Here is a 21,032-nt window from a genome sequence, read left to right on the forward strand (position 1 = left end):
AGATGGACTTTTTTAGCACGCAGAACATTCTGGTACATATTCCGATTGGCGCTGGCGGTTACGATCTGTCGTGGATCGAAGCTGTGGGGACGATCGCTGGGTTGCTGTGTATTGGCCTGGCAAGCCTTGAGAAAATCAGCAATTACTTCTTCGGCCTGATAAACGTCACGCTGTTTGCGATTATCTTCTTTCAGATCCAGCTCTATGCAAGCCTGTTGCTGCAAGTTTTCTTCTTTGCCGCCAACATCTACGGCTGGTATGCCTGGTCCAGGCAAACCAACCAGCATGAAGCGGAACTGAAAATTCGCTGGTTGCCGTTACCAAAAGCGATCGGCTGGCTGGCGGCTTGCGTGGTGGCGATCGGCCTGATGTCGGTCTATATCGATCCGGTCTTTGCATTCCTGACCCGCATTGCGGTGAACATTATGCAGGCTTTAGGATTGCAGGTTGTTGTGCCTGAGTTGCAACCCGATGCATTCCCGTTCTGGGACTCCTGCATGATGGTGTTGTCGATTGCGGCGATGATCCTGATGACGCGTAAGTACGTTGAAAACTGGCTGCTGTGGGTGATCATTAACGTAATAAGCGTAGTGATTTTCGCCCTGCAAGGCGTATATGCCATGTCGCTGGAGTATATGATCCTGACGGTTATCGCCCTGAACGGTAGCAGGATGTGGATTAACAGCGCGCGCGAGCGGGGTTCCCACGCGCTGTCCCATTAATGGTGATGGTGTGAATGGCCGGATACCCCCTGATACAGGTGGCAGTCCGGCCCATTACACGGCTGATACTCCATCTGGATCGTGGCGTGTTCAATCTGGTAGTGATGGATAAGGAAATGCTGAATACGCTCCAGCAGCGCGTCGTGATCGTGCGGCGGGACCACCTGCACATGCAGCGTCATTACCGGTTTTTCACCCACCATCCAGACATGGACATGGTGCACATTGCGGACTTCGGGGATATCCCGGCTGAGATGGCGCTGCAGTGCGGCGATATCCAGCGTCAGCGGGGCGCCTTCCAGTAATTCATTAACGCTATCCTTTAACAGTCGCCAGGCGCTACGCAGTACCAGCACGGAAACCAGAATCGAGAGAATCGGGTCCGCAGGCGTCCAGCCCGTCCAGATAATAATCAGCGCAGCGATGATCGCCCCGACCGAGCCGAGTAAATCGCCCATCACATGTAGTGCCGCGGCGCGGACGTTCAGGTTTTTCTCCTCACTGCCGCGGTGTAGAACCCAAAAAGCCAGCACGTTAGCCAGTAAACCCGCGACAGCTATAACCATCATCATGCCGCCAGCCACGGGGCGGGGCGTATGGAAGCGCTCAATGGCTTCCCAGACGATTAAAATGGTGATCACGACCAATGCGATGGCATTAACAAACGCGGCCAGTGTCGTGAGCCTCAGCCAGCCGAAGGTGTGTCGTATTGTGGGCGGGCGATGGGAAAACCGGACGGCCAGTAGCGCAAAAAGGAGCGCTGCGGCATCAGTGAGCATATGCCCGGCATCGGCCAACAAGGCCAGTGAACCTGAAAGTATTCCACCCACCACCTCAACCAACATAAATCCGGCTGTAATGCAGAATGCAATCATCAAGCGGCGGGCATTATTGTCCTTGGGTTGCTCAGAAGAAGTATGAGTATGCGAGTGCGCCATTATGCCATCCCTTTGTTATTCTCATCTTTACTGTATGCCATCATACCGTTTTTGGGATGATAAAATTAAAAAGGAGAGCTATTGCTCTCCCATTATTAGCTTTATTTTCAGCGTTACTGCGTAGTGCCATCAGTTTTTGTCTCAGCATCATTGTTAATGCCGTTTCCGGTCTCAACCTTCTTATTCACATCAGGGCAGCGACCGTCCTTACACATGGTGTTTTTGTGCATCTCATCTTTGGTCATCCCTTCATGGTTCATTGATGAACCGTTCGGATGCAGCATTGTGCCACCCGAATTCACGTTACTGTTGTCGACATTATTTGGTGCCACGTTTTCGCGTGCGTCTGGGGCGACCTGACCGGCATCCGCCGAGGAATTTGCCTGGCCGTTATTGGACTGTGTATTGGTTTCAGCAGCCAGCGCCGCGCCGCTGGCGAGGCTGAGTGTAGCGGTAAGAAAGAGTGAAGCCAGCTTTGTCATATGCATAATATGCTCCTGTTATGGTCGATATGTCGGATAACGTCTTCCAACAGTGCATGTGCCAGTTACATCATCAATATGTGGTTAATAGTTTTGCCAGAGAAATTAAACCCAGCATAGAATCTTGAAATTTATGAAAATTAAAGCTGTTACAGTTATAAATTGTAGGTTGGATCTCGTTTTTCGCTACTTTATTGCGTTTTTTTGGCCAATTCCAGGATTAATCCGTCCAAAGTGTAAAACCCCGTTTACACTTTATGACTGAAGATATAGATTGGAGGGATTGCATTCATTTATATAAGTATGGCAACGCTGGAATAATCATGAATTATCAGAACGACGATTTACGCATTAAAGAGATCAACGAGTTATTACCGCCAGTCGCATTGTTGGAAAAATTCCCCGCTACTGAAAATGCCGCAAACACGGTGGCTCATGCCCGTAAGGCGATTCATAAAATCCTGAAAGGGAGTGACGATCGCCTGCTGGTAGTGATTGGGCCTTGCTCTATTCATGATCCGGCAGCTGCTAAAGAGTATGCCGCTCGCCTGCTGGCGCTGCGTGAAGAGTTAAAAGACGAGCTTGAAATCGTTATGCGCGTCTATTTTGAAAAACCGCGAACTACCGTTGGCTGGAAAGGGCTTATCAACGATCCGCACATGGACAACAGCTTCCAGATCAACGATGGGCTGCGCATTGCGCGTAAACTGCTGCTGGATATCAATGACAGCGGATTGCCTGCTGCAGGTGAATTCCTCGATATGATTACGCCGCAATACCTCGCCGACCTGATGAGCTGGGGCGCGATTGGGGCACGTACCACAGAATCTCAGGTGCATCGCGAATTGGCGTCTGGTCTGTCCTGCCCGGTTGGCTTTAAAAACGGTACTGATGGCACGATAAAAGTAGCGATTGATGCGATTAACGCCGCAGGAGCGCCGCACTGCTTCCTGTCTGTGACCAAATGGGGTCATTCGGCGATCGTAAATACCAGTGGTAATGGCGATTGCCATATTATTTTGCGCGGCGGCAAAGAGCCGAACTACAGCGCTCAGCACGTTGCCGATGTGAAAGAAGGTCTGATCAAAGCAGGGCTTTCAGCGCAGGTGATGATCGACTTTAGCCATGCCAACTCCAGCAAGCAGTTCAAAAAGCAGATGGATGTCGCGAAAGATGTTTGCGGACAAGTTGCTGGGGGCGAAAAAGGAATTATTGGTGTGATGATCGAAAGCCATCTGGTAGAAGGTAATCAGAACCCGGATAGCGGTGAGCCGCTGACCTACGGTAAGAGCATCACCGACGCCTGCATTGGCTGGGAAGATACCGATGCAGTATTGCGCCAGCTGGCGGATGCTGTAAAAGCGCGCCGCGGTTAAAAAATTCATCCGGGCTACGCTCGGTAGGCCGGATAAGGCAACGCCGTCATCCGGCAATAAAAAAGCGTGGAGCATTCCACGCTTTTTTCGTTTGACCCGGGATGAAAATTACTTCGCTTTACCCTGGTTCGCAACGGCTGCCGCTTTTGCTGCGATCTCGTCAGCGTTACCCAGATAGTAGTGTTTGATTGGTTTGAAGTTTTCGTCGAACTCATATACCAGCGGTACGCCGGTCGGGATGTTCAGTTCAAGGATCTCATCTTCGCCCATGTTATCCAGGTATTTAACCAGCGCACGCAGAGAGTTACCGTGAGCGGCGATAATTACGCGCTCACCGCTTTTCATGCGCGGCAGAATGGTTTCGTTCCAGTAGGGGATAACGCGATCGATGGTCAGCGCCAGGCTTTCGGTAACCGGTAACTCTTTGTCGGTCAACTTCGCATAACGCGGATCGTGACCCGGATAACGCTCGTCATCTTTGGTCAGTTCCGGTGGAGTTACCGCAAAGCCGCGACGCCATTGTTTAACCTGCTCGTCACCGTATTTTTCAGCGGTTTCAGCTTTGTTCAGACCTTGCAGCGCGCCGTAATGACGTTCGTTCAGTTTCCAGGATTTTTCAACCGGCAGCCAGGCCTGATCCAGTTCGTCCAGTACGTTCCACAGGGTGTGGATGGCACGTTTCAGCACAGAGGTATAAGCAAAATCGAAGCTGTAGCCTTCTTCTTTCAGCAGTTTACCTGCCGCTTTTGCTTCGCCCACGCCTTTCTCTGACAGATCAACGTCATACCAACCGGTAAAACGGTTTTCGTTGTTCCACTGACTTTCACCGTGACGTACCAGAACCAGCTTAGTTACAGCCATACACTCACTCCTATAAATCATATTGAATGATAATAATTCTCATTATATTGCCGTAAAGCGTCAGCGGCAATGCTTACGCATAACCATAGCGAAAATAGCGCCACAGTGTAAGGTTCTTGTGAATTCAAGGTTGCGATTTTGTCTTTGAGCGGTGGGGATTTGAGCGGTTCTACTGTGATAAACAAATAACAGGCCCGCTACGTTACGTCATCGGGCCTGTGAGGGGAAAGGATCAGACTGGAAGAAACTGATATTCCGTCACGCTGGCATACTCTTCACCCGGGCGTAAGAAGCAGTCCGGCTGCTGCCACTCTGGATGGTTTGGGCTGTCCGGGAGAAACTCACTTTCCAGCGCCAGACCTTGCCAGTCTTTGTAGGCATCAGGCCCACGAGATGGCGTACCGCCGAGGAAGTTGCCGGAGTAAAACTGCAATGCCGGGGCGGAGGTGTATACCACCATCTGCAGTTTTTCATCCTGGGACCACAGTCGGGCGACCGGCGTACGCGCATTGCCCTGTGCCTGAAGCAGGAAGGCGTGATCGTAACCTTTCACCTTGCGCTGATCGTCATCGGCAAGAAATTCACTGCTAATGATTTTAGCCGAGCGGAAATCGAAAGTGCTACCAGCGACGGATTTCAGCCCGTCATGCGGGATGCCCATTTCATCAACCGGCAAGTACTCGTCCGCCATAATTTGCAGCTTATGCTGGCGCACATCCGTTTTGTTACCGTCGAGGTTAAAATAAACGTGATTCGTCAGATTCACCGGACAGGGCTTATCGACCGTGGCGCGGTAGGTTATCGAAATACGATTATCGTCAGTCAGGCGATACTGCGCGGTGGCGCATAGATGGCCAGGGAAACCCTGGTCGCCATCGTCAGATGTTAAGGTGAACAGCACCTGACGGTCATTCTGATTGACTATCTGCCAGCGACGTTTGTCGAAACCGTCTGGCCCGCCGTGCAGCTGGTTGTCGCCCTGACTTGGTATCAACTCAACGGTTTCGCCGGCAAAGGTATAGCGGCTGTTGGCGATACGGTTAGCGTAGCGACCAATTGAAGCGCCGAGAAACGCAGCCTGCTCCGGGTATTGTTCCGGACTGGCGCACCCGAGCAATGCTTCGCGCACGCTACCATCGCTAAGCGGAATACGTGCAGAGAGCAGGGTTGCGCCCCAGTCCATGAGCGTGACCACCATCCCTGCGTCATTGCGCAAGGTGAGCAGGCGAAACGGCTGACCGTCCGGAGCCTGCACAGGGATTTCGTTTAACATTGTCCGGCTCCTTGAGAAGGTTTGCAGACGTAGAATGTTTCTTTGATACCGGTTTTTGCTTCGTACTGCTCGGCGACAGCCTGCTGAACGGCAGGTACCAAATCTTGTGGGATCAGCGCCACGATGCAGCCGCCGAAGCCGCCGCCGGTCATACGGACACCGCCTTTATCGCCGATGGTCGCTTTGACAATCTCTACCAACGTATCAATTTGCGGCACGGTAATTTCAAAGTCATCGCGCATTGAGGCGTGAGATTCCGCCATCAGCTGGCCCATGCGCAGCAGGTCGCCTTTTTCCAGCGCCTGTGCGGCTTCAACGGTACGCGCATTTTCCGTGATCACGTGGCGAACGCGTTTGGCGACAATCGGATCCAGTTCGTGGGCGACAGCGTTGAAGGCTTCAAGGCTGACATCACGCAGCGCTGGCTGCTGGAAGAAACGCGCACCGGTTTCACACTGTTCGCGACGGGTATTGTATTCGCTACCGACCAATGTGCGTTTAAAGTTACTGTTGATGATCACCACCGCTACGCCCTCAGGCATGGAAACGGCTTTGGTGCCCAGCGTTCGGCAGTCGATCAGTAGCGCATGATCTTTCTTACCAAGTGCCGAGATCAGTTGATCCATAATGCCGCAGTTACAGCCGACAAACTGGTTTTCAGCTTCCTGGCCATTCAGGGCAATCTGCGCGCCGTCGAGCGGCAGATGATAGAGCTGCTGGAATACCGTACCCACAGCGACTTCCAGTGAGGCAGAAGAGCTTAAGCCCGCACCCTGCGGGACGTTACCGCTGATCACCAGATCCGCGCCGCCAAAGGCGTTATTGCGCTTTTGCAGATGTTTCACTACGCCACGCACGTAGTTTGACCACTGCTGGCTGTCATGAGCGATAATTGGCGCATCAAGCGAGAACTCATCAACCTGATTGTCGTAATCAGCGGCGATAACACGGACTTTTCGATCGTCGCGTGCCGCACAGCTGATAACGGTTTGATAGTCGATAGCGCAGGGCAGAACGAAGCCGTCGTTATAATCGGTATGTTCACCGATCAGGTTCACACGACCCGGTGCCTGAATAGTATGGGTGGCAGGGTAGCCAAATGTTTCAGCAAACAGAGATTGTGTTTTTTCTTTCAGACTCATTATTTAAACTCCGGATTCGCGAAAATGGATGTCGCTGACCGCACGCAGTCGTTCAGCCGCTTGTTCTGCCGTCAGGTCGCGCTGGGTTTCTGCCAGCATTTCATAACCGACCATAAATTTACGCACAGTCGCGGAACGCAGCAGCGGCGGGTAAAAGTGTGCGTGCAACTGCCAGTGTTGGTTTTCTTCACCGTTAAACGGTGCGCCGTGCCAGCCCATAGAATAGGGGAATGAGCACTGGAACAGGTTGTCATAACGACTGGTCAGTTTTTTCAACGCCAGCGCCAGGTCAGCACGCTGTTCGTCGGTCAAATCGGTAATTCGCAACACGTGCGCTTTCGGCAGCAGCAGCGTTTCGAACGGCCACGCGGCCCAGTAAGGGACAACTGCCAGCCAGTGCTCGGTTTCAACGACCGTACGGCTGCCGTCCGCCAGCTCACGCTGGACGTAATCAACGAGCATCGGTGCGCCTTGTTCGGCGAAGTACGCTTTCTGCAGGCGATCTTCACGTTCGGCTTCGTTAGGCAAAAAGCTGTTGGCCCAAATTTGTCCGTGTGGATGCGGGTTCGAGCATCCCATCGCTGCGCCTTTATTCTCAAATACCTGCACCCAGGGATAGGTTTTGCCTAAGTCTTCAGTCTGTTCCTGCCACGTTTTCACAATTTCTGTTAGTGCAGGGACGCTGAGTTCCGGCAGCGTTTTGCTGTGATCGGGCGAGAAGCAAATTACACGGCTGGTACCGCGCGCGCTCTGGCATCGCATTAACGGATCGTGACTGTCCGGCGCGTCCGGGGTATCGGACATCAGCGCCGCAAAGTCATTGGTAAAGACATAGGTCCCGGTGTAATCCGGGTTTTTGTCGCCGGTAACGCGCGTATTGCCAGCGCACAGGAAGCAGTCCGGGTCATGTGCAGGCAGTACCTGCTTAGACGGAGTTTCCTGCGCCCCTTGCCACGGGCGTTTGGCGCGATGTGGTGATACGAGGATCCACTGCCCGGTGAGCGGGTTAAAACGGCGATGTGGATGATCGACAGGATTGAATTGCGTCATGATTGGTCCTTAATCCGAATATCCCTGCGGGTGGCGTGACTGCCAGTGCCAGGTATCTTGTGCCATTTCATCCAGTGTGCGGGTCACGCGCCAGTTGAGCTCGCGATCGGCTTTGCTGGCGTCAGCCCAGTAGGCCGGAAGATCGCCATCACGGCGCGGGGCGAAATGGTAATTCACCGGTTTACCGCAAGCTTTGCTGAAGGCGTTGACCACGTCCAGCACGCTGCTACCGATGCCTGCACCGAGGTTGTAAATATGTACGCCCTGTTTGCCCGCCAGTTTTTCCATGGCAGCAACATGGCCGTCGGCGAGATCCATCACGTGGATGTAGTCGCGTACGCCGGTGCCATCTTCAGTAGGGTAGTCATTGCCAAATATGGCAAGAGATTCGCGACGGCCAACGGCAACCTGCGCGATGTAAGGCATCAGGTTGTTTGGAATACCTTGCGGATCTTCCCCCATATCTCCCGATGGATGAGCGCCAACCGGGTTAAAATAGCGCAGCAGGGCAATGCTCCAGTCGGGCTGCGCTTTTTGCAGATCGGTCAGGATCTGTTCCACCATCAGCTTGCTTTTGCCGTACGGACTTTGCGGCGTGCCGGTGGGGAAGCTTTCAACGTAAGGAATTTGCGGCTGATCGCCATAGACGGTCGCGGAGGAGCTGAAAATGAAGTTTTTCACGTTGGCAGCGCGCATTGCATTCACCAGACGCAGAGTGCCGTTGACGTTGTTGTCATAGTACTCCAGCGGCTTGGCAACGGATTCTCCAACGGCTTTTAAACCGGCAAAATGGATGACCGTATCAATGGCATGATCGTGCAGAATTTCGGTTATCAGCGCTTCGTTACGGATGTCTCCTTCCACGAAGGTCGGATGCTTGCCGCCTAAACGCTCAATGACGGGCAGTACGCTGCGCTTGCTGTTGCAGAGATTGTCCAGGATCACCACTTCGTGACCATTTTTCAGTAACTGCACGCAAGTGTGGCTTCCAATGTAACCGCTACCACCTGTAACCAATACTCTCATAATTCGCTCCGTTAAGCCTATGGTATGCAATAACCATAGCATAACAAAGATGCGAAAAGTGTGACACGGAATAAATTAGTGGAATCGTTTACACTCCGGTGTTTTCACTCGATGCTGCCAGTTATTTTATTATAAATCATTATGTTAGGTTGTTATTTCAGCACTTGTCTGAAAAAAAAGCAGAAAAAAGGGCGTGATAAACGCCCTGGCATGAAAATTAACGCAGAGAGGTTTGTCGATAGGCGTAGATATCACCCTCGGGTACAAACTCTAGCCGATGGGTAATGCAGGCCGGGGCATCTTCGGCGTGATGAGAGACAAACAAAAGCTGAGTTTCACCTTCACCGATCAGGACATCCACAAACCGACGGATCAGTTGACGGTTGAGCGGATCTAATCCTTGCAACGGTTCATCGAGGATCAGCAACGTAGGATGTTTCACCAGTGCACGAACAATCAATGCCAGCCGCTGCTGCCCCCAGGAAAGACTATGAAATGGCGCATCCGCGGTACGTTTATCGATGCCCAGAATATCCAGCCACTGTTGTACCAGCTTGTGCTGTCTGTCGGAGACGGCCTGATAAATGCCGATTGAATCGAAATAACCGGAGAGAATAACGTTGCGAACTGTCGTACTTACCCGGTAATCCAGATGCAGGCTGCTGCTGACATAGCCAATGTGTCTTTTGATATCCCAGATAGTTTCACCGCTGCCCCGGCGGCGGCCAAACAGGGTCAGGTCGTTGCTATATCCCTGGGGATGATCGCCGGTGATTAAACTGAGCAGGGTTGATTTCCCCGCACCGTTGGGGCCGATGATTTGCCAGTGTTCCCCCGGATTTACCCGCCAGCTCAGATGATGCAGGATAGGGCGATCGTTATACGAGACGGTGCCGTCGTTAAGCACAATGCGCGGCTCGTTATCTGACAGCGTGTGGCGCACCGAAGGCTCATCCGGTTCGGGTAACTGGATGCCTTCCAGCCGTTCGCTATGGGCAAGCTGAGCGATTAATGCCTGTTGCAGAAGGTCGGGTTTTGCACCGGTTTCCGTCAGCGTGCAGTCGGCAAGTACGCCGGCAAACTGCACGAACTCAGGAATTTCATCAAAGCGATTAAGCACCAGTACCAGCGTTAAACCGGCCTGGTGCAACTCAGCGAGCAACTCTGCTAACTGGCGACGGGACGCCACGTCCAGCCCGTCAAAGGGTTCATCAAGGATCAGCAAATCCGGTGTGGACATTAATGCCTGGCAGAGCAGGGTTTTGCGCGTTTCACCGGTGGAAAGGTATTTGAAACGCCTGTTAAGTAGGGATGAAATGCCAAACTGCTGCGCCAGCGCAGCGCAGCGGGCGGGGTCGCGAACTTCGTCCTGAATGATTTCTGCGGTAGTGCGCCCGGTGTCGTCTTCACCGGGACTAAGAAGATCGGTGTTGTTTCGCTGCCACTCGTCGCTGACCAGCTTTTGGAGCTGCTCAAAGGAGAGTCGGGTAATACGTGTAAACTGACAGTGACGTTCGCCTTTCAGAAGCGGTAACTCGCCCGCCAGCGCGCGGGCCAGCGCAGATTTCCCGCTGCCGTTAGAGCCAACAAACGCCCAGCTATCACCCGCGTTTAACGTCAACGCATCTAACTGGAGCGTTTTTGTGTCGCTAAGACGAAACATGCCTTGCGAAATTTGCAACGATGACATTTTGTATCCCATTATTTGCAGCGATGAATAACAGGGATACGTGTTCTTCAGGCTGATGTCAATTAACTCAGCACAGTGTGGCGATAATCACCCTGTCCGCATTAAAATATGCTGTGACGTTAGCGCCTTCCGTTAATGTGTGGGTCTGCTCTATCGGCAAAGTTGCGCACAGCGTCTGGCCGTCTGGCAAGGTCATCAATACTTCACACTGCTCCGCTCCGCGTTCGATATGGCTAATCGTGCCCTGCAACTGGTTATCGGCGGCCTGAGCGATGGCGTCGTCCTGAGTGATTCCTACCCACGGCGCTTTCAACAAAATCAGTACTTCTTTGCCTTCCTCAAGCCCGAGACGCTCGCCGCTTTGTGCAGTGATTGCCACTTTCAGGCGCGTTTCGCCATCCGCCAGCAGCACGTCGACATGCTGTTGAACCTGATCGTGGTCGCGGGCGGTAATGGTGCCAAACCACTGGTTACGGGCGCTGGTTTGCAGCGAAAAGCGAGAGATCGCCGCCAGCAGGCTATTGAGCGGCAGTGCGTCGTCATCGCTCAAAACATCGAAGGCTTTCTGTTGGATTTGCGCCAGTAAATCATACAGCTGGATTAAGCGTTGGCCGTAGCGCGTTAATACCGCGCCGCCGCCGCCTTTGCCGCCAGTGGCGCGCTCAACCAGCGTCTGCTCGCTGAGCTGATTCATTTCGTTAATCGCATCCCAGGCGCTTTTATAGCTGATACCTGCATCCTTCGCGCCCTGACTGATGGAGCCGGAAAGCGCAATGTGCTTAAGCAGAGAAATGCGACGGGGATCGGCAAACAGTTTTTGCTGAAGTTTCAGCGTAAGAAGGATTTCGGCCTGCATCACAAGCTCCTGGCAAAAGGGGTATTGTGACGGAAAACCGCGCGCGCGCAAAGCCAACCGCACAAAAGGGGAGTGCTTTTCTGTGTTATGTGGTTAGAATACAACTAAGGACTATATCTGGAGTTGACCATGTTAGAGTTATTGAAAAGTCTGGTATTCGCCGTAATTATGGTTCCTGTGGTGATGGCTGTCATCCTGGGGCTGATTTACGGACTGGGTGAAGTGTTCAACATCTTCTCCTCTATCGGTCAGAAAGACCAGTCCAGACAGAATCATTGATTCCCCAAACGCCCGCTCAGTCGGGCGTTTATATTTTTTGCCTGCCAACTCGTTTTCTCAAGATCTTGCTTTCCCTGCCGATATTTTCTTTGTGTAACCTCTAATTGGTATCAATAACCACTGGGAAAATCCTGGTTTACTCGTTATATTTGCGCCTACATAACGAAACGCAAAGGAGTTACAGATGGCACGTACATGGTTACGCTTGTTTGCAGGGGCAACACTTTCTCTTACCGTTGCCGGGCATGCGCTGGCGGATGAAGGAAAGATTACCGTTTTTGCAGCGGCTTCGCTGACCAACGCGATGCAGGACATTGCAACGCAATATAAAAAAGAGAAGAACGTTGATGTTGTCTCCTCTTTTGCTTCTTCTTCCACACTGGCGCGTCAGATTGAAGCAGGCGCACCGGCCGATCTGTTTATTTCTGCCGATCAGAAATGGATGGACTACGCGGTAGACAAGAAGTCGATTGATACCGCATCGCGTGAAACGCTGTTGGGTAACAGTCTGGTGGTGGTTGCGCCGAAAGCCAGCGCACAGAAAGACTTCACCATTGACAGTAAAACCAACTGGACCAGTCTGTTGAATGGTGGACGCCTGGCTGTTGGCGATCCAGAACATGTTCCGGCGGGCATTTATGCCAAAGAAGCGCTGCAAAAATTGGGTGCATGGGATACCCTGGCCCCGAAACTGGCTCCTGCTGAAGACGTGCGCGGTGCGCTGGCGCTGGTAGAGCGTAACGAAGCGCCGCTGGGGATCGTCTATGGTTCCGATGCTGTCGCCAGTAAGGGCGTAAAAGTTGTTGCGACTTTCCCGGAAGATTCGCACAAAAAAGTGGAATACCCTATCGCGATTGTTGATGGGCACAAAAACGCAACGGTTAGCGCGTTCTATGATTACCTGAAAGGACCGCAGGCTGCTGAAATCTTTAAACGTTATGGATTTACGACCAAGTAATGATACTGACCGATCCTGAATGGCAGGCCGTCATCCTGAGCCTGAAAGTTTCTTCCCTGGCTGTGTTGTTTAGTTTGCCGTTTGGGATCTTCTTTGCCTGGCTGCTTGTGCGATGCAAGTTCCCGGGCAAAGCGCTGCTCGACAGCGTTCTGCATTTGCCGCTGGTTCTGCCGCCGGTCGTGGTGGGCTATCTGCTGTTGGTCGCCATGGGGCGGCGCGGATTCATTGGCGAATGGTTGTACTACTGGTTTGGCATTACCTTTGCCTTTAGCTGGCGCGGAGCTGTGCTGGCTGCGGCGGTGATGTCTTTTCCTCTGATGGTACGGGCAATTCGTCTGGCGCTGGAAGGTGTCGACGTCAAGCTGGAGCAGGCGGCCCGCACGCTGGGAGCCGGACGCTGGCGTGTATTCATGACCATTACGCTACCGCTGATGCTGCCCGGCATTATTGTCGGTACGGTGCTGGCGTTCGCGCGTTCCCTCGGGGAATTTGGCGCAACCATTACTTTTGTTTCCAATATTCCTGGCGAAACCCGCACCATTCCTTCGGCGATGTATACCCTGATCCAGACTCCCGGCGGCGAAAGCGCGGCGGCGAGGTTGTGTATCATTTCTATTGTGTTGGCGCTGATTTCGCTGCTGATTTCTGAATGGCTGGCGCGTATTAGCCGTGAGCGGACGGGGCGATAATTATGCTGGAACTCAATTTCTCCCAGACGCTGGGGACGCATTGCCTGACGCTCAACGAAACGCTGCCAGCCAGCGGCATCACCGCTATTTTTGGCGTTTCCGGCGCGGGCAAAACCTCACTGATTAACGCCATCAGCGGCCTGACGCAGCCGCAGTCCGGACGTATCGTGCTCAACGGTCGGGTCTTAAACGACGTCGAGAACGGTATCTGTTTAACGCCGGAAAAACGCCGGGTGGGCTATGTTTTCCAGGATGCGCGCCTGTTCCCGCACTATAAAGTGCGCGGCAACCTGCGTTACGGAATGGCGAAAAGCATGGCCGGACAGTTTGATAAGCTGGTGTCGCTGTTGGGCATTGAACCGCTGCTTGACCGTTTGCCCGGCGGTCTTTCTGGCGGTGAAAAGCAGCGTGTCGCCATCGGTCGGGCGCTGCTGACCGCGCCTGAGTTATTGCTGCTTGATGAGCCGTTAGCCTCGCTGGATATACCGCGTAAACGCGAACTGCTGCCTTACCTGCAACGCCTTGCACGTGAAATTAATATTCCGATGCTGTACGTCAGCCACTCGCTTGATGATATTTTGCACCTGGCGGATAAAGTGATGGTGCTGGAGAATGGGCAGGTCAAAGCGTTCGGTTCGTTGGAAGATGTCTGGGGTAGCAGCGTGATGCACCCCTGGCTGCCTAAGGAACAGCAAAGCAGTATTCTGAAAGTCAGCGTGCTGGAACATCATCCACACTATGCGATGACCGCGCTGGCGCTCGGCGATCAGCATCTGTGGGTCAATAAGCTGGAGCAACCGCTGCAAACCGCGCTGCGTATTCGTATTCAGGCATCTGATGTTTCACTGGTGCTCCAACCACCCCAGCAGACCAGTATTCGTAACGTTCTCCGGGCAAAAGTCGCGCAATGCTATGACGATAACGGTCAGGTGGAAGTTCAGCTTGAGGTGGGCGGTAAGACGCTGTGGGCGAGGATTAGCCCATGGGCCAGGGATGAACTGGGTATCAAACCTGGCCTGTGGCTGTACGCGCAAATTAAGAGCGTATCGATTACCGCCTGATTACAGCAGGTGGGAGTAGATAAATTTCGCGATGCTGTCTGTGGTGTTGTCACCAATCACGATGTTGGCGCGGGCTTTGACCGCGTCATCCGCGTTGCCCATCGCCACGCCGGTACCTGCGGCTTCCAGCATGCTGATGTCGTTAAAGTTATCGCCAAAGGCAATCACGTTTTCCATTGACCCGCCCTGTGCTTCAATCCACTGGGTAAGGCGTCGTCCTTTGCTGTTGCCTTTACGAGCAATGTCGACCTGATCATGCCAGGACCATTCACACTCCAGTCCCAGCTGTTGCTCAACGTACTGGCCAAACTGCTGCAGTTTCGGAATATCTTCGTCGGTCAGGGCAAATTTCCAGACGGCGTTAACGTCATGCGCGGCCTGCGCCAGCGAAGGAACCTGAGTGAAGGTCGGACGCTGTTCCGGCGGCAGAGTTTGTGCCCAGTTAGCGGTACGCACCACATGCCCGGTTGGGCGCTCATACAGCATGGCCTCATCCACATACATCAGCCCGTGGATCTGATGTTCATCCAGCATTTCGATCAGCTGTAATGCCTGGTCAACCGGGAGGGGATCGGATTCCAGTACCTTTTTTGCCTGATAATCATACAAGTAGGTACCGTTACAGCAAATTGCAGGTGTATCCAGCGCCAGTGCCTGATAAAAAGGATGAATAGCAACGTGATGGCGACCTGTGACAATGATAAGTTGGTAGCCTGCTTCTCTGGCGCGCGAGAGCGCTTCGAGAGAGGATGGCAGCAAGGTTTTTTTCGGGGTCAACAGGGTACCGTCTAAATCCAGGGCAATCACGCGTGCGGTCATAGTTTTTTCCAGATTAAGGTTGAGAATTTTGTCTGCTGGAATGGTACACCGAGACGGGAGCCGGACAAAATTCTGAGCCTTAATTAAGCATTCACCGTTAAAAGCGTCTACCTTAGGCGTGTGTCAGGCAATTGCAGCCACCTGCCAAAAAGCAAAGGAGTATTCATGAAGCAAACCGTTTATACCGCCAGCCCTGAAAGTCAGCAAATCCACGTCTGGAGCCTGAATCACGATGGTTCTCTGACGCTGACGCAGGTGGTTGATGTACCGGGTCAGGTACAGCCGATGGTCGTCAGCCCGGATAAGCGTTACCTCTATGTTGGTGTGCGCCCGGAGTTTCGCGTGTTGGCTTATCGTATTGCGCCTGATGACGGAGCGCTGACCTTCGCGGCCGAGTCTGCGCTGCCGGGTAGCCCGACGCATATTTCTACCGATCATCAGGGACGTTTCGTGTTCGTTGGCTCTTATAACGCGGGTAGCGTGAGTGTCACGCGTCTGGAAGATGGCCTGCCGGTGGAACTGGTTGACGTGGTAGAAGGTCTGGATGGTTGCCACTCAGCCAACATCTCTCCGGATAACCGTACCCTGTGGGTTCCGGCGTTGAAACAGGATCGTATCTGCCTGTTTGACGTTAGCGATGATGGCCATCTGGTTGCGCAGGAACCGGCTGAAGTGACTACCGTTGAAGGCGCGGGCCCGCGTCATATGGCGTTCCATCCGAATAAGCAATATGCCTACTGCGTGAACGAGCTGAATAGCTCTGTTGATGTCTGGGAGCTGAAAGATCCGTACGGCAAGATTGAGTGTGTGCAGACGCTGGATATGATGCCTGCTGATTTCGCGGATACCCGTTGGGCAGCAGATATTCACATCACACCGGATGGTCGTCATCTGTATGCCTGTGATCGCACCGCCAGCCTGATTACGGTCTTTAGCGTCTCTGAAGATGGCAGCGTGTTGAACAAAGAAGGTTTCCAACCTACCGAAACTCAGCCACGCGGTTTTAATATCGATAACAGAGGTAAATACCTGATTGCAGCCGGACAAAAATCGCACCATATCGCGGTATACGAGATTGCTGGTGAACAAGGACTGTTGACGGAGAAAGGTCGTTACGCGGTAGGACAAGGCCCGATGTGGGTGGTTGTTAACGCGTACTAATATTGCGTCTAATGCCGGATGAGTATCCGGCACATTGCCCGGCAGAGCATGAATCTGCCGGGTTTACATCAGAGAATGACGTTTACTGCTTAGGTTCAGCAACCACTTTGCTACCGATACCGCGGTTGTTGTATTCCCACATACGGTTGAAGTTGGTGTCGTTCAGGTTACGCTGGATTTCACCTTTGTCATCTTCCGCACCGGTATTACCGGCAAACGGGCGTTTTGCGATAACGCTGTCAGCCCATGGTTTTGCCATGTTAAAGCCTTCGTTAATCACGCTGTCACGAATCACGACCTGACCGTTAGTGTTGGAATCGACATCCAGCGAGCGGCCTAACTGCGCCACGCCATCGCCACTTGCCGTGAAGCGACTATTAATCGCCAGGAAACCGTAGTAGATGTTTGACAGGGTAGCCGGTGCGAACACATAGGCTTCCTGCTGGGTACGGGAGTTCACTACGCGGAAATCGGTGTTATCGAACACTACGGCACCGCGACCGGAAACGATATCCACATCGCCTTCAATGTAGCTGTTGGTAACCAGCGTACGCGGCTGACGATCGTTTTCCAGACGGTTTTGTACGCCGCTATTGGTCACGAAGAAGGTATTCTGGCGGCCCAGGATATTGACCTTGTTGATCTGCACTTTATCGCCATCGGTACGCAGTGCAACGGCCGGGTGGTTACCCGCATCAACGCTGTCACCCAGGTTGTTTTCGATGGTCAGGTTCTGCAATTGCAACCCGTTGTTTTGCGACCAGACGACAGCAGAACACATCACGCCAATATTCGTGCCGCGTTTGTTCTGGCAATTATCAAACATATACCACGCAGGTTTACCCGGCATGTATTTACCGGCTGGGTTCACCGTACGACGCCAGTCAGCGGTGCTCATTTCACCGTCAATGGCCTGGCCAATTTTCACATCAAGCGGTTTTTCGCCCATGCCGTACAGCGTCAGGCTACCTGTTGCTGCTGGAATATATACCGTGCCCTGGTACTCGCCTGGCATAATCGCGATGTACTGACGTTTGTTAGTACGTTTGATGATTGCTGCATCAACAGCGGCCTGAATGCTGGTATGGGTGACGCCCTGAGTCCCTGCCGGGCCAACGACGAAGTCAGGCTGTGCAGGCAGAGAAATAGAAGAAGGGCTCCACGGCGCGGTGTTTGGCGTCAGCGCGGAAAAATAGTGCGCAGTAACGAAGTTTTTCGCTTCATTGGCCGACAAAATTGGGCGCGAAGAGGTTCCTGGCGCGGTTTGATCGGAAGGAATTTGATCGGGCGGCGTAGAGCTACAGGCGGTCAGCGTCACGCCAAAAGCCATTGCCAGCGCCAGACGGGAAACTGATGATATGTTCACAGGTTGCTCCGGGCTTTGAAAGTTATCCATTAAAGCCTGCTTTTTTATACTAAGTTGAGCGAAACGGGAAGGCGAAAAGGTAAAAAGTTGTTTTTTATCGCAGCAATGTCTGGCGCGGAGAGTCTTTATATCACAAATAGATAACAATTATGGTTCTTCAGGTTGACAACATCCCTATAATCAAAAATAAATGTCTATACAACCTATGACAAGTGGTGAGTCGAATGCAGCAATTCTTCCCTGATGATGTTATCTGGCGCAATGTTCGTCTGGCGACTATGGACCCTGAACGTGGCACCCCATATGGGCTGTTGGATGGTCACGCGCTGATCGTCCGCCAGGGCAAGATTCGCGATATCGTCCCGGAGTCATCGTTATATCTCACGCATGACAATACTTTTGATATGCAGGGCAGGCTGATTACGCCAGGCCTGATTGATTGCCATACGCATCTGGTCTTTGGCGGAAACCGCGCAGGTGAGTGGGAGCAGCGGCTAAATGGTGTCTCCTACCAGCAGATAAGCGCTCAGGGTGGGGGGATCAATGCCACCGTATCGGCGACCCGCAGCGCCACGGATGAACAACTCTTACACGTAGCTCATCAGCGGATGGAACAGCTGATCAAAGAAGGTGTTACGCTGCTGGAAATAAAATCCGGCTACGGCCTGGATTTGCCGACAGAAGAGAAAATATTACGCGTGGTGGCAGCGCTGGCGGCAGAGAATATCATTGAAATCAGCCCGACGCTGTTGGCCGCGCATGCAACCCCAGCGGAATACCGGGATGATCCTGACGGCTATATTACGCTGGTGTGTGAGACCATTTTGCCGCAATTGTGGGAACAAGGGCTGTTTGAGACCGTCGATCTGTTCTGTGAAAGCGTTGGTTTTTCGTTGGCGCAGAGCGAGCGGGTGTTTCAGGCTGCACAGGCGCTGGGCATCCCGATTAAAGGCCATGTCGAACAACTGTCATTGCTTGGCGGCGCACAGTTGGTAAGCCGCTACCAAGGGCTATCCGCCGATCATATTGAATACCTCGATGAAGCGGGCGTGGCGGCGATGAGCCAAAGCGGTACGGTCGGCGTGCTGCTGCCCGGCGCATTCTATTTCCTCAAAGAGCAGCAGCGCCCACCGGTAGCGTTGCTGCGTCAATATCAGGTACCGATGGCGGTAGCGACAGATTTTAACCCCGGTACCAGTCCGTTTATCAGCCTGCACTGGGCGATGAATATGGCCTGCGTTCAGTTTGGCCTAACGCCGGAAGAAGCATGGGCGGGCGTAACCCGTCATGCGGCCCGGGCACTGGGGCGTCATGCCACCCACGGTCAATTGAAGGCCGGGTTTGTGGCCGATTTTGTGGTGTGGGATGCAACCCTCCCGGTCGAGATCCTGTATGAACCCGGGCGCAATCCGCTCTACCAACGCGTATTCAAAGGACAAATAGCATGACCAACTGGCAACCAGCCTCACCTGCGCTGTGGCAGGGACGTGATGACCGCGCCGAATCGCCGAATGCGCTGCGCCTGTTTCAGACTATCACGCAAAGTCTGACGTTTAGCCCAGAAATGTACCGCGAGCAGATAGCGTTGCTCGGGTTTGCCTGCGACGAAGGCGTTAAACGTAATCAAGGGCGCACGGGGGCCGCCGGAGCACCCGATGTGCTGCGCAAGGCGCTGGCGAATTTAGCCAGTCATGATGGGCACAATCGGCTGGTGGATCTGGGAAATATTGTGGCGCAGGCTCCCGATCTTGAGGGCGCGCAGCAGGCGTTACGCAATGCGGTACAGCGCTGTCAGCAGGAGAACATGCGTACCTTTGTTTTGGGCGGGGGACACGAAACCGCCTTTGCACACGGCGCTGGCGTACTGGATGCGTTCCCGCAGGCGAAAGTGGGGATAGTCAACTTCGATGCGCATCTCGATTTGCGCAAAGCTGAACAAGCTACATCCGGTACGCCATTTCGCCAGCTGGCGCAGCTTTGCGATGAACAGCAGCGTGAATTTCACTATGCCTGTATCGGCGTCAGTCGGGCGGCAAACACCCAGGCGCTTTGGGATGAGGCCCAGCGGCTCGGTGTTACCGTGGTGGAGGATCTGCATTGCGATACGGCGCAGGCGCAGTTAGCGCAGTTCATTGCCAATCTGGATGTCATCTATCTGACAATCGACCTCGACGTGCTGCCGGTGTGGGAAATGCCCGGCGTGTCGGCCCCCGCCGCGCTTGGCGTAACGTTGGCGACGCTGCTGAGACTGATTGAGCCTCTGTGTCGTAGCGGTAAACTCCTGGCGGTGGATATGGTTGAATTTAATCCGCGCTTTGACGATGATGGCAGGGCGGCGCGGGTTGCGGCGCGATTAGGCTGGCAAATCGCCCACTGGTGGCACTGATATACCTGATGGCGTTGCGCTTATCAGGTTCGGGTAATGCCTGTAAACTCTACCCATTCACATTTTCAGCTTAAGGAAGGCTCACGCATGCTCCCATCCCGTTCTGCTCCGGCTCCTTTTTACGAAAAGGTAAAACAGGAGATCAGCGAAAAAATTGCCAGCGGTATCTGGCAGCCTCACGATCGCATTCCTTCTGAGGCAGAGCTGGTGGCGCAATATGGTTTCAGCCGCATGACTATCAACCGGGCGCTACGTGAGTTAACGGATGAAGGTTTACTGGTGCGTTTGCAGGGCGTCGGGACGTTTGTCGCCGAGCCAAAAGGCCAGTCCGCGCTGTTTGAAATCCGCAGCATCGCGGATGAAATCAACGCCCGTCAGCATCAGCACCGGTGCGAAGTGCTGACGCTGGAAAAAACCCAGGCCAACGCGCAGCAGGCTTTGGTGTTAAACGTCAAAGAAGGCACATCCATTTTTCACTCTGTCATGGTGCACTACGAGAACGATCTGCCGGTACAGATTGAAGATCGCTGCGTGAATGCCGAAATTGTGCCGGAGTATCTGGCGCAGGATTACAGCCAGACCACGCCACACGCATACCTGTCACTGATCGCCCCGCTGACGGAAGGTGAACATATTGTTGAAGCGGTACGTGCCAGCGCTGAAGAGTGCGCGCTGCTGAATATCAAAGAACACGATCCCTGCCTGCTGATCCGCCGTAAAACCTGGTCTGCGTCATCCATTGTCTCTCATGCCCGTTTGCTGTTCCCGGGTTCTCGCTATCGCCTGCAAGGACGGTTTATGTCCTGATACAGGACATGAAAACCGTGATTGCTGACGCAATATAATAAAAATGTATCTTAATTGTTAAAATGACCCTTGCGACAGCTTGTATAGACA

General features: G+C 53.3%; 21 protein-coding genes. 10 read left to right on the forward strand and 11 right to left on the reverse strand.

From position 1 onward, the window contains the following. Window positions 1-2: 2 nt before the first annotated feature. Window positions 3-722 carry a nicotinamide riboside transporter PnuC gene (gene pnuC, locus OGY67_RS18920; RefSeq protein ID WP_008784161.1) on the forward strand — a complete coding sequence of 240 codons (720 nt, stop codon included), beginning with the start codon at window positions 3-5 and terminating at the stop codon, window positions 720-722. Here pnuC and zitB read toward each other — a convergent pair. Both zitB and OGY67_RS18930 read right to left on the reverse strand, forming a co-directional pair. Continuing rightward, complete coding sequence (gene zitB, locus OGY67_RS18925; RefSeq protein WP_008784162.1) at window positions 719-1,660, reverse strand: CDF family zinc transporter ZitB; 942 nt, start codon at window positions 1,658-1,660, stop codon at window positions 719-721. The genes pnuC and zitB overlap by 4 nt on opposite strands. A gap of 113 nt (window positions 1,661-1,773) precedes the next feature. Further along, window positions 1,774-2,148, reverse strand: coding sequence for a YbgS-like family protein (locus OGY67_RS18930; protein WP_003022994.1), 375 nt, complete (start codon window positions 2,146-2,148; stop codon window positions 1,774-1,776). A 317-nt stretch (window positions 2,149-2,465) separates the two neighbouring features. Between OGY67_RS18930 and aroG the strand changes: the two genes are divergently transcribed. Then, entirely contained in the window at window positions 2,466-3,518 is a 1,053-nt protein-coding gene (aroG, locus tag OGY67_RS18935) for a 3-deoxy-7-phosphoheptulonate synthase AroG (protein ID WP_286574367.1), read from the forward strand. A 108-nt stretch (window positions 3,519-3,626) separates the two neighbouring features. Here the strand turns inward: aroG and gpmA are convergent, their stop codons facing one another. The 7 genes from gpmA to modE form a co-directional block, all read right to left on the reverse strand. Further along, window positions 3,627-4,379, reverse strand: a complete 753-nt coding sequence (gene gpmA / locus OGY67_RS18940; protein WP_003022999.1) for a 2,3-diphosphoglycerate-dependent phosphoglycerate mutase — start codon at window positions 4,377-4,379, stop codon at window positions 3,627-3,629. 232 nt (window positions 4,380-4,611) lie between these two features. After that, the gene (gene galM / locus OGY67_RS18945) at window positions 4,612-5,652 is read right to left on the reverse strand and encodes a galactose-1-epimerase (protein WP_286574368.1); all 1,041 of its coding nucleotides are present in this window, start codon (window positions 5,650-5,652) and stop codon (window positions 4,612-4,614) included. Then, window positions 5,646-6,794, reverse strand: coding sequence for a galactokinase (gene galK / locus OGY67_RS18950; protein WP_032942744.1), 1,149 nt, complete (start codon window positions 6,792-6,794; stop codon window positions 5,646-5,648). Before galK ends, galM begins: the two co-directional genes overlap by 7 nt. 3 nt (window positions 6,795-6,797) lie before the next feature. Continuing rightward, the gene (galT, locus tag OGY67_RS18955; protein WP_032942745.1) at window positions 6,798-7,844 is read right to left on the reverse strand and encodes a galactose-1-phosphate uridylyltransferase; all 1,047 of its coding nucleotides are present in this window, start codon (window positions 7,842-7,844) and stop codon (window positions 6,798-6,800) included. A gap of 9 nt (window positions 7,845-7,853) precedes the next feature. Next, window positions 7,854-8,870, reverse strand: a complete 1,017-nt coding sequence (gene galE, locus OGY67_RS18960; protein WP_003831462.1) for a UDP-glucose 4-epimerase GalE — start codon at window positions 8,868-8,870, stop codon at window positions 7,854-7,856. Between the two features lie 217 nt (window positions 8,871-9,087). Beyond that, window positions 9,088-10,560, reverse strand: coding sequence for a molybdate ABC transporter ATP-binding protein ModF (gene modF, locus OGY67_RS18965; protein ID WP_111465903.1), 1,473 nt, complete (start codon window positions 10,558-10,560; stop codon window positions 9,088-9,090). 67 nt (window positions 10,561-10,627) lie between these two features. Beyond that, the gene (gene modE, locus OGY67_RS18970) at window positions 10,628-11,416 is read right to left on the reverse strand and encodes a molybdenum-dependent transcriptional regulator (protein ID WP_003831465.1); all 789 of its coding nucleotides are present in this window, start codon (window positions 11,414-11,416) and stop codon (window positions 10,628-10,630) included. Between the two features lie 129 nt (window positions 11,417-11,545). Here modE and OGY67_RS18975 point away from each other — a divergent pair, with 129 nt between their 5' ends. The 4 genes from OGY67_RS18975 (at window position 11,546) to modC (ending at window position 14,403) form a co-directional block, all read left to right on the forward strand. Further along, complete coding sequence (locus OGY67_RS18975; protein ID WP_020996536.1) at window positions 11,546-11,695, forward strand: AcrZ family multidrug efflux pump-associated protein; 150 nt, start codon at window positions 11,546-11,548, stop codon at window positions 11,693-11,695. 184 nt (window positions 11,696-11,879) lie between these two features. Then, window positions 11,880-12,653: a molybdate ABC transporter substrate-binding protein gene (gene modA / locus OGY67_RS18980; protein WP_003831470.1), complete on the forward strand. Its 774-nt coding sequence runs from the start codon at window positions 11,880-11,882 to the stop codon at window positions 12,651-12,653. After that, window positions 12,653-13,342 carry a molybdate ABC transporter permease subunit gene (modB, locus tag OGY67_RS18985; protein WP_286574369.1) on the forward strand — a complete coding sequence of 230 codons (690 nt, stop codon included), beginning with the start codon at window positions 12,653-12,655 and terminating at the stop codon, window positions 13,340-13,342. The genes modA and modB overlap by 1 nt, the downstream gene beginning before the upstream one ends. 2 nt (window positions 13,343-13,344) lie before the next feature. After that, window positions 13,345-14,403, forward strand: coding sequence for a molybdenum ABC transporter ATP-binding protein ModC (gene modC / locus OGY67_RS18990; protein WP_286574370.1), 1,059 nt, complete (start codon window positions 13,345-13,347; stop codon window positions 14,401-14,403). Here the strand turns inward: modC and OGY67_RS18995 are convergent, their stop codons facing one another. Further along, entirely contained in the window at window positions 14,404-15,222 is an 819-nt protein-coding gene (locus OGY67_RS18995) for a pyridoxal phosphatase (protein WP_003831476.1), read from the reverse strand. It lies immediately after the preceding gene. 165 nt (window positions 15,223-15,387) lie between these two features. Between OGY67_RS18995 and pgl the strand changes: the two genes are divergently transcribed. Beyond that, window positions 15,388-16,383: a 6-phosphogluconolactonase gene (gene pgl, locus OGY67_RS19000; RefSeq protein WP_048235821.1), complete on the forward strand. Its 996-nt coding sequence runs from the start codon at window positions 15,388-15,390 to the stop codon at window positions 16,381-16,383. Window positions 16,384-16,465: 82 nt separating this feature from the next. On the opposite strand, the gene OGY67_RS19005 is transcribed toward pgl, so the two are convergent. Next, complete coding sequence (locus OGY67_RS19005; protein ID WP_048216339.1) at window positions 16,466-17,749, reverse strand: putative acyl-CoA thioester hydrolase; 1,284 nt, start codon at window positions 17,747-17,749, stop codon at window positions 16,466-16,468. A 224-nt stretch (window positions 17,750-17,973) separates the two neighbouring features. Between OGY67_RS19005 and hutI the strand changes: the two genes are divergently transcribed. The 3 genes from hutI (at window position 17,974) to OGY67_RS19020 (ending at window position 20,942) form a co-directional block, all read left to right on the forward strand. Beyond that, window positions 17,974-19,197, forward strand: coding sequence for an imidazolonepropionase (hutI, locus tag OGY67_RS19010; protein WP_286574371.1), 1,224 nt, complete (start codon window positions 17,974-17,976; stop codon window positions 19,195-19,197). Continuing rightward, window positions 19,194-20,135: a formimidoylglutamase gene (gene hutG, locus OGY67_RS19015; RefSeq protein ID WP_286574372.1), complete on the forward strand. Its 942-nt coding sequence runs from the start codon at window positions 19,194-19,196 to the stop codon at window positions 20,133-20,135. Before hutI ends, hutG begins: the two co-directional genes overlap by 4 nt. A gap of 87 nt (window positions 20,136-20,222) precedes the next feature. After that, complete coding sequence (locus tag OGY67_RS19020) at window positions 20,223-20,942, forward strand: histidine utilization repressor (RefSeq protein ID WP_003831502.1); 720 nt, start codon at window positions 20,223-20,225, stop codon at window positions 20,940-20,942. Window positions 20,943-21,032: the final 90 nt, after the last annotated feature.

Origin of the sequence: Citrobacter sp. Cpo015, from assembly GCF_030333035.1 — a bacterium.
GTDB classification, from domain to species: domain Bacteria; phylum Pseudomonadota; class Gammaproteobacteria; order Enterobacterales; family Enterobacteriaceae; genus Citrobacter; species Citrobacter portucalensis.

Coding starts and splice junctions, on each gene's coding strand:
- pnuC (WP_008784161.1), top strand. CDS start 3: ATGGACTTTTTTAGCACGCAGAACATTCTGGTACATATTCCGATTGGC.
- zitB (WP_008784162.1), bottom strand. CDS start 1,660: ATGGCGCACTCGCATACTCATACTTCTTCTGAGCAACCCAAGGACAAT.
- OGY67_RS18930 (WP_003022994.1), bottom strand. CDS start 2,148: ATGCATATGACAAAGCTGGCTTCACTCTTTCTTACCGCTACACTCAGC.
- aroG (WP_286574367.1), top strand. CDS start 2,466: ATGAATTATCAGAACGACGATTTACGCATTAAAGAGATCAACGAGTTA.
- gpmA (WP_003022999.1), bottom strand. CDS start 4,379: ATGGCTGTAACTAAGCTGGTTCTGGTACGTCACGGTGAAAGTCAGTGG.
- galM (WP_286574368.1), bottom strand. CDS start 5,652: ATGTTAAACGAAATCCCTGTGCAGGCTCCGGACGGTCAGCCGTTTCGC.
- galK (WP_032942744.1), bottom strand. CDS start 6,794: ATGAGTCTGAAAGAAAAAACACAATCTCTGTTTGCTGAAACATTTGGC.
- galT (WP_032942745.1), bottom strand. CDS start 7,844: ATGACGCAATTCAATCCTGTCGATCATCCACATCGCCGTTTTAACCCG.
- galE (WP_003831462.1), bottom strand. CDS start 8,870: ATGAGAGTATTGGTTACAGGTGGTAGCGGTTACATTGGAAGCCACACT.
- modF (WP_111465903.1), bottom strand. CDS start 10,560: ATGTCATCGTTGCAAATTTCGCAAGGCATGTTTCGTCTTAGCGACACA.
- modE (WP_003831465.1), bottom strand. CDS start 11,416: ATGCAGGCCGAAATCCTTCTTACGCTGAAACTTCAGCAAAAACTGTTT.
- OGY67_RS18975 (WP_020996536.1), top strand. CDS start 11,546: ATGTTAGAGTTATTGAAAAGTCTGGTATTCGCCGTAATTATGGTTCCT.
- modA (WP_003831470.1), top strand. CDS start 11,880: ATGGCACGTACATGGTTACGCTTGTTTGCAGGGGCAACACTTTCTCTT.
- modB (WP_286574369.1), top strand. CDS start 12,653: ATGATACTGACCGATCCTGAATGGCAGGCCGTCATCCTGAGCCTGAAA.
- modC (WP_286574370.1), top strand. CDS start 13,345: ATGCTGGAACTCAATTTCTCCCAGACGCTGGGGACGCATTGCCTGACG.
- OGY67_RS18995 (WP_003831476.1), bottom strand. CDS start 15,222: ATGACCGCACGCGTGATTGCCCTGGATTTAGACGGTACCCTGTTGACC.
- pgl (WP_048235821.1), top strand. CDS start 15,388: ATGAAGCAAACCGTTTATACCGCCAGCCCTGAAAGTCAGCAAATCCAC.
- hutI (WP_286574371.1), top strand. CDS start 17,974: ATGCAGCAATTCTTCCCTGATGATGTTATCTGGCGCAATGTTCGTCTG.
- hutG (WP_286574372.1), top strand. CDS start 19,194: ATGACCAACTGGCAACCAGCCTCACCTGCGCTGTGGCAGGGACGTGAT.
- OGY67_RS19020 (WP_003831502.1), top strand. CDS start 20,223: ATGCTCCCATCCCGTTCTGCTCCGGCTCCTTTTTACGAAAAGGTAAAA.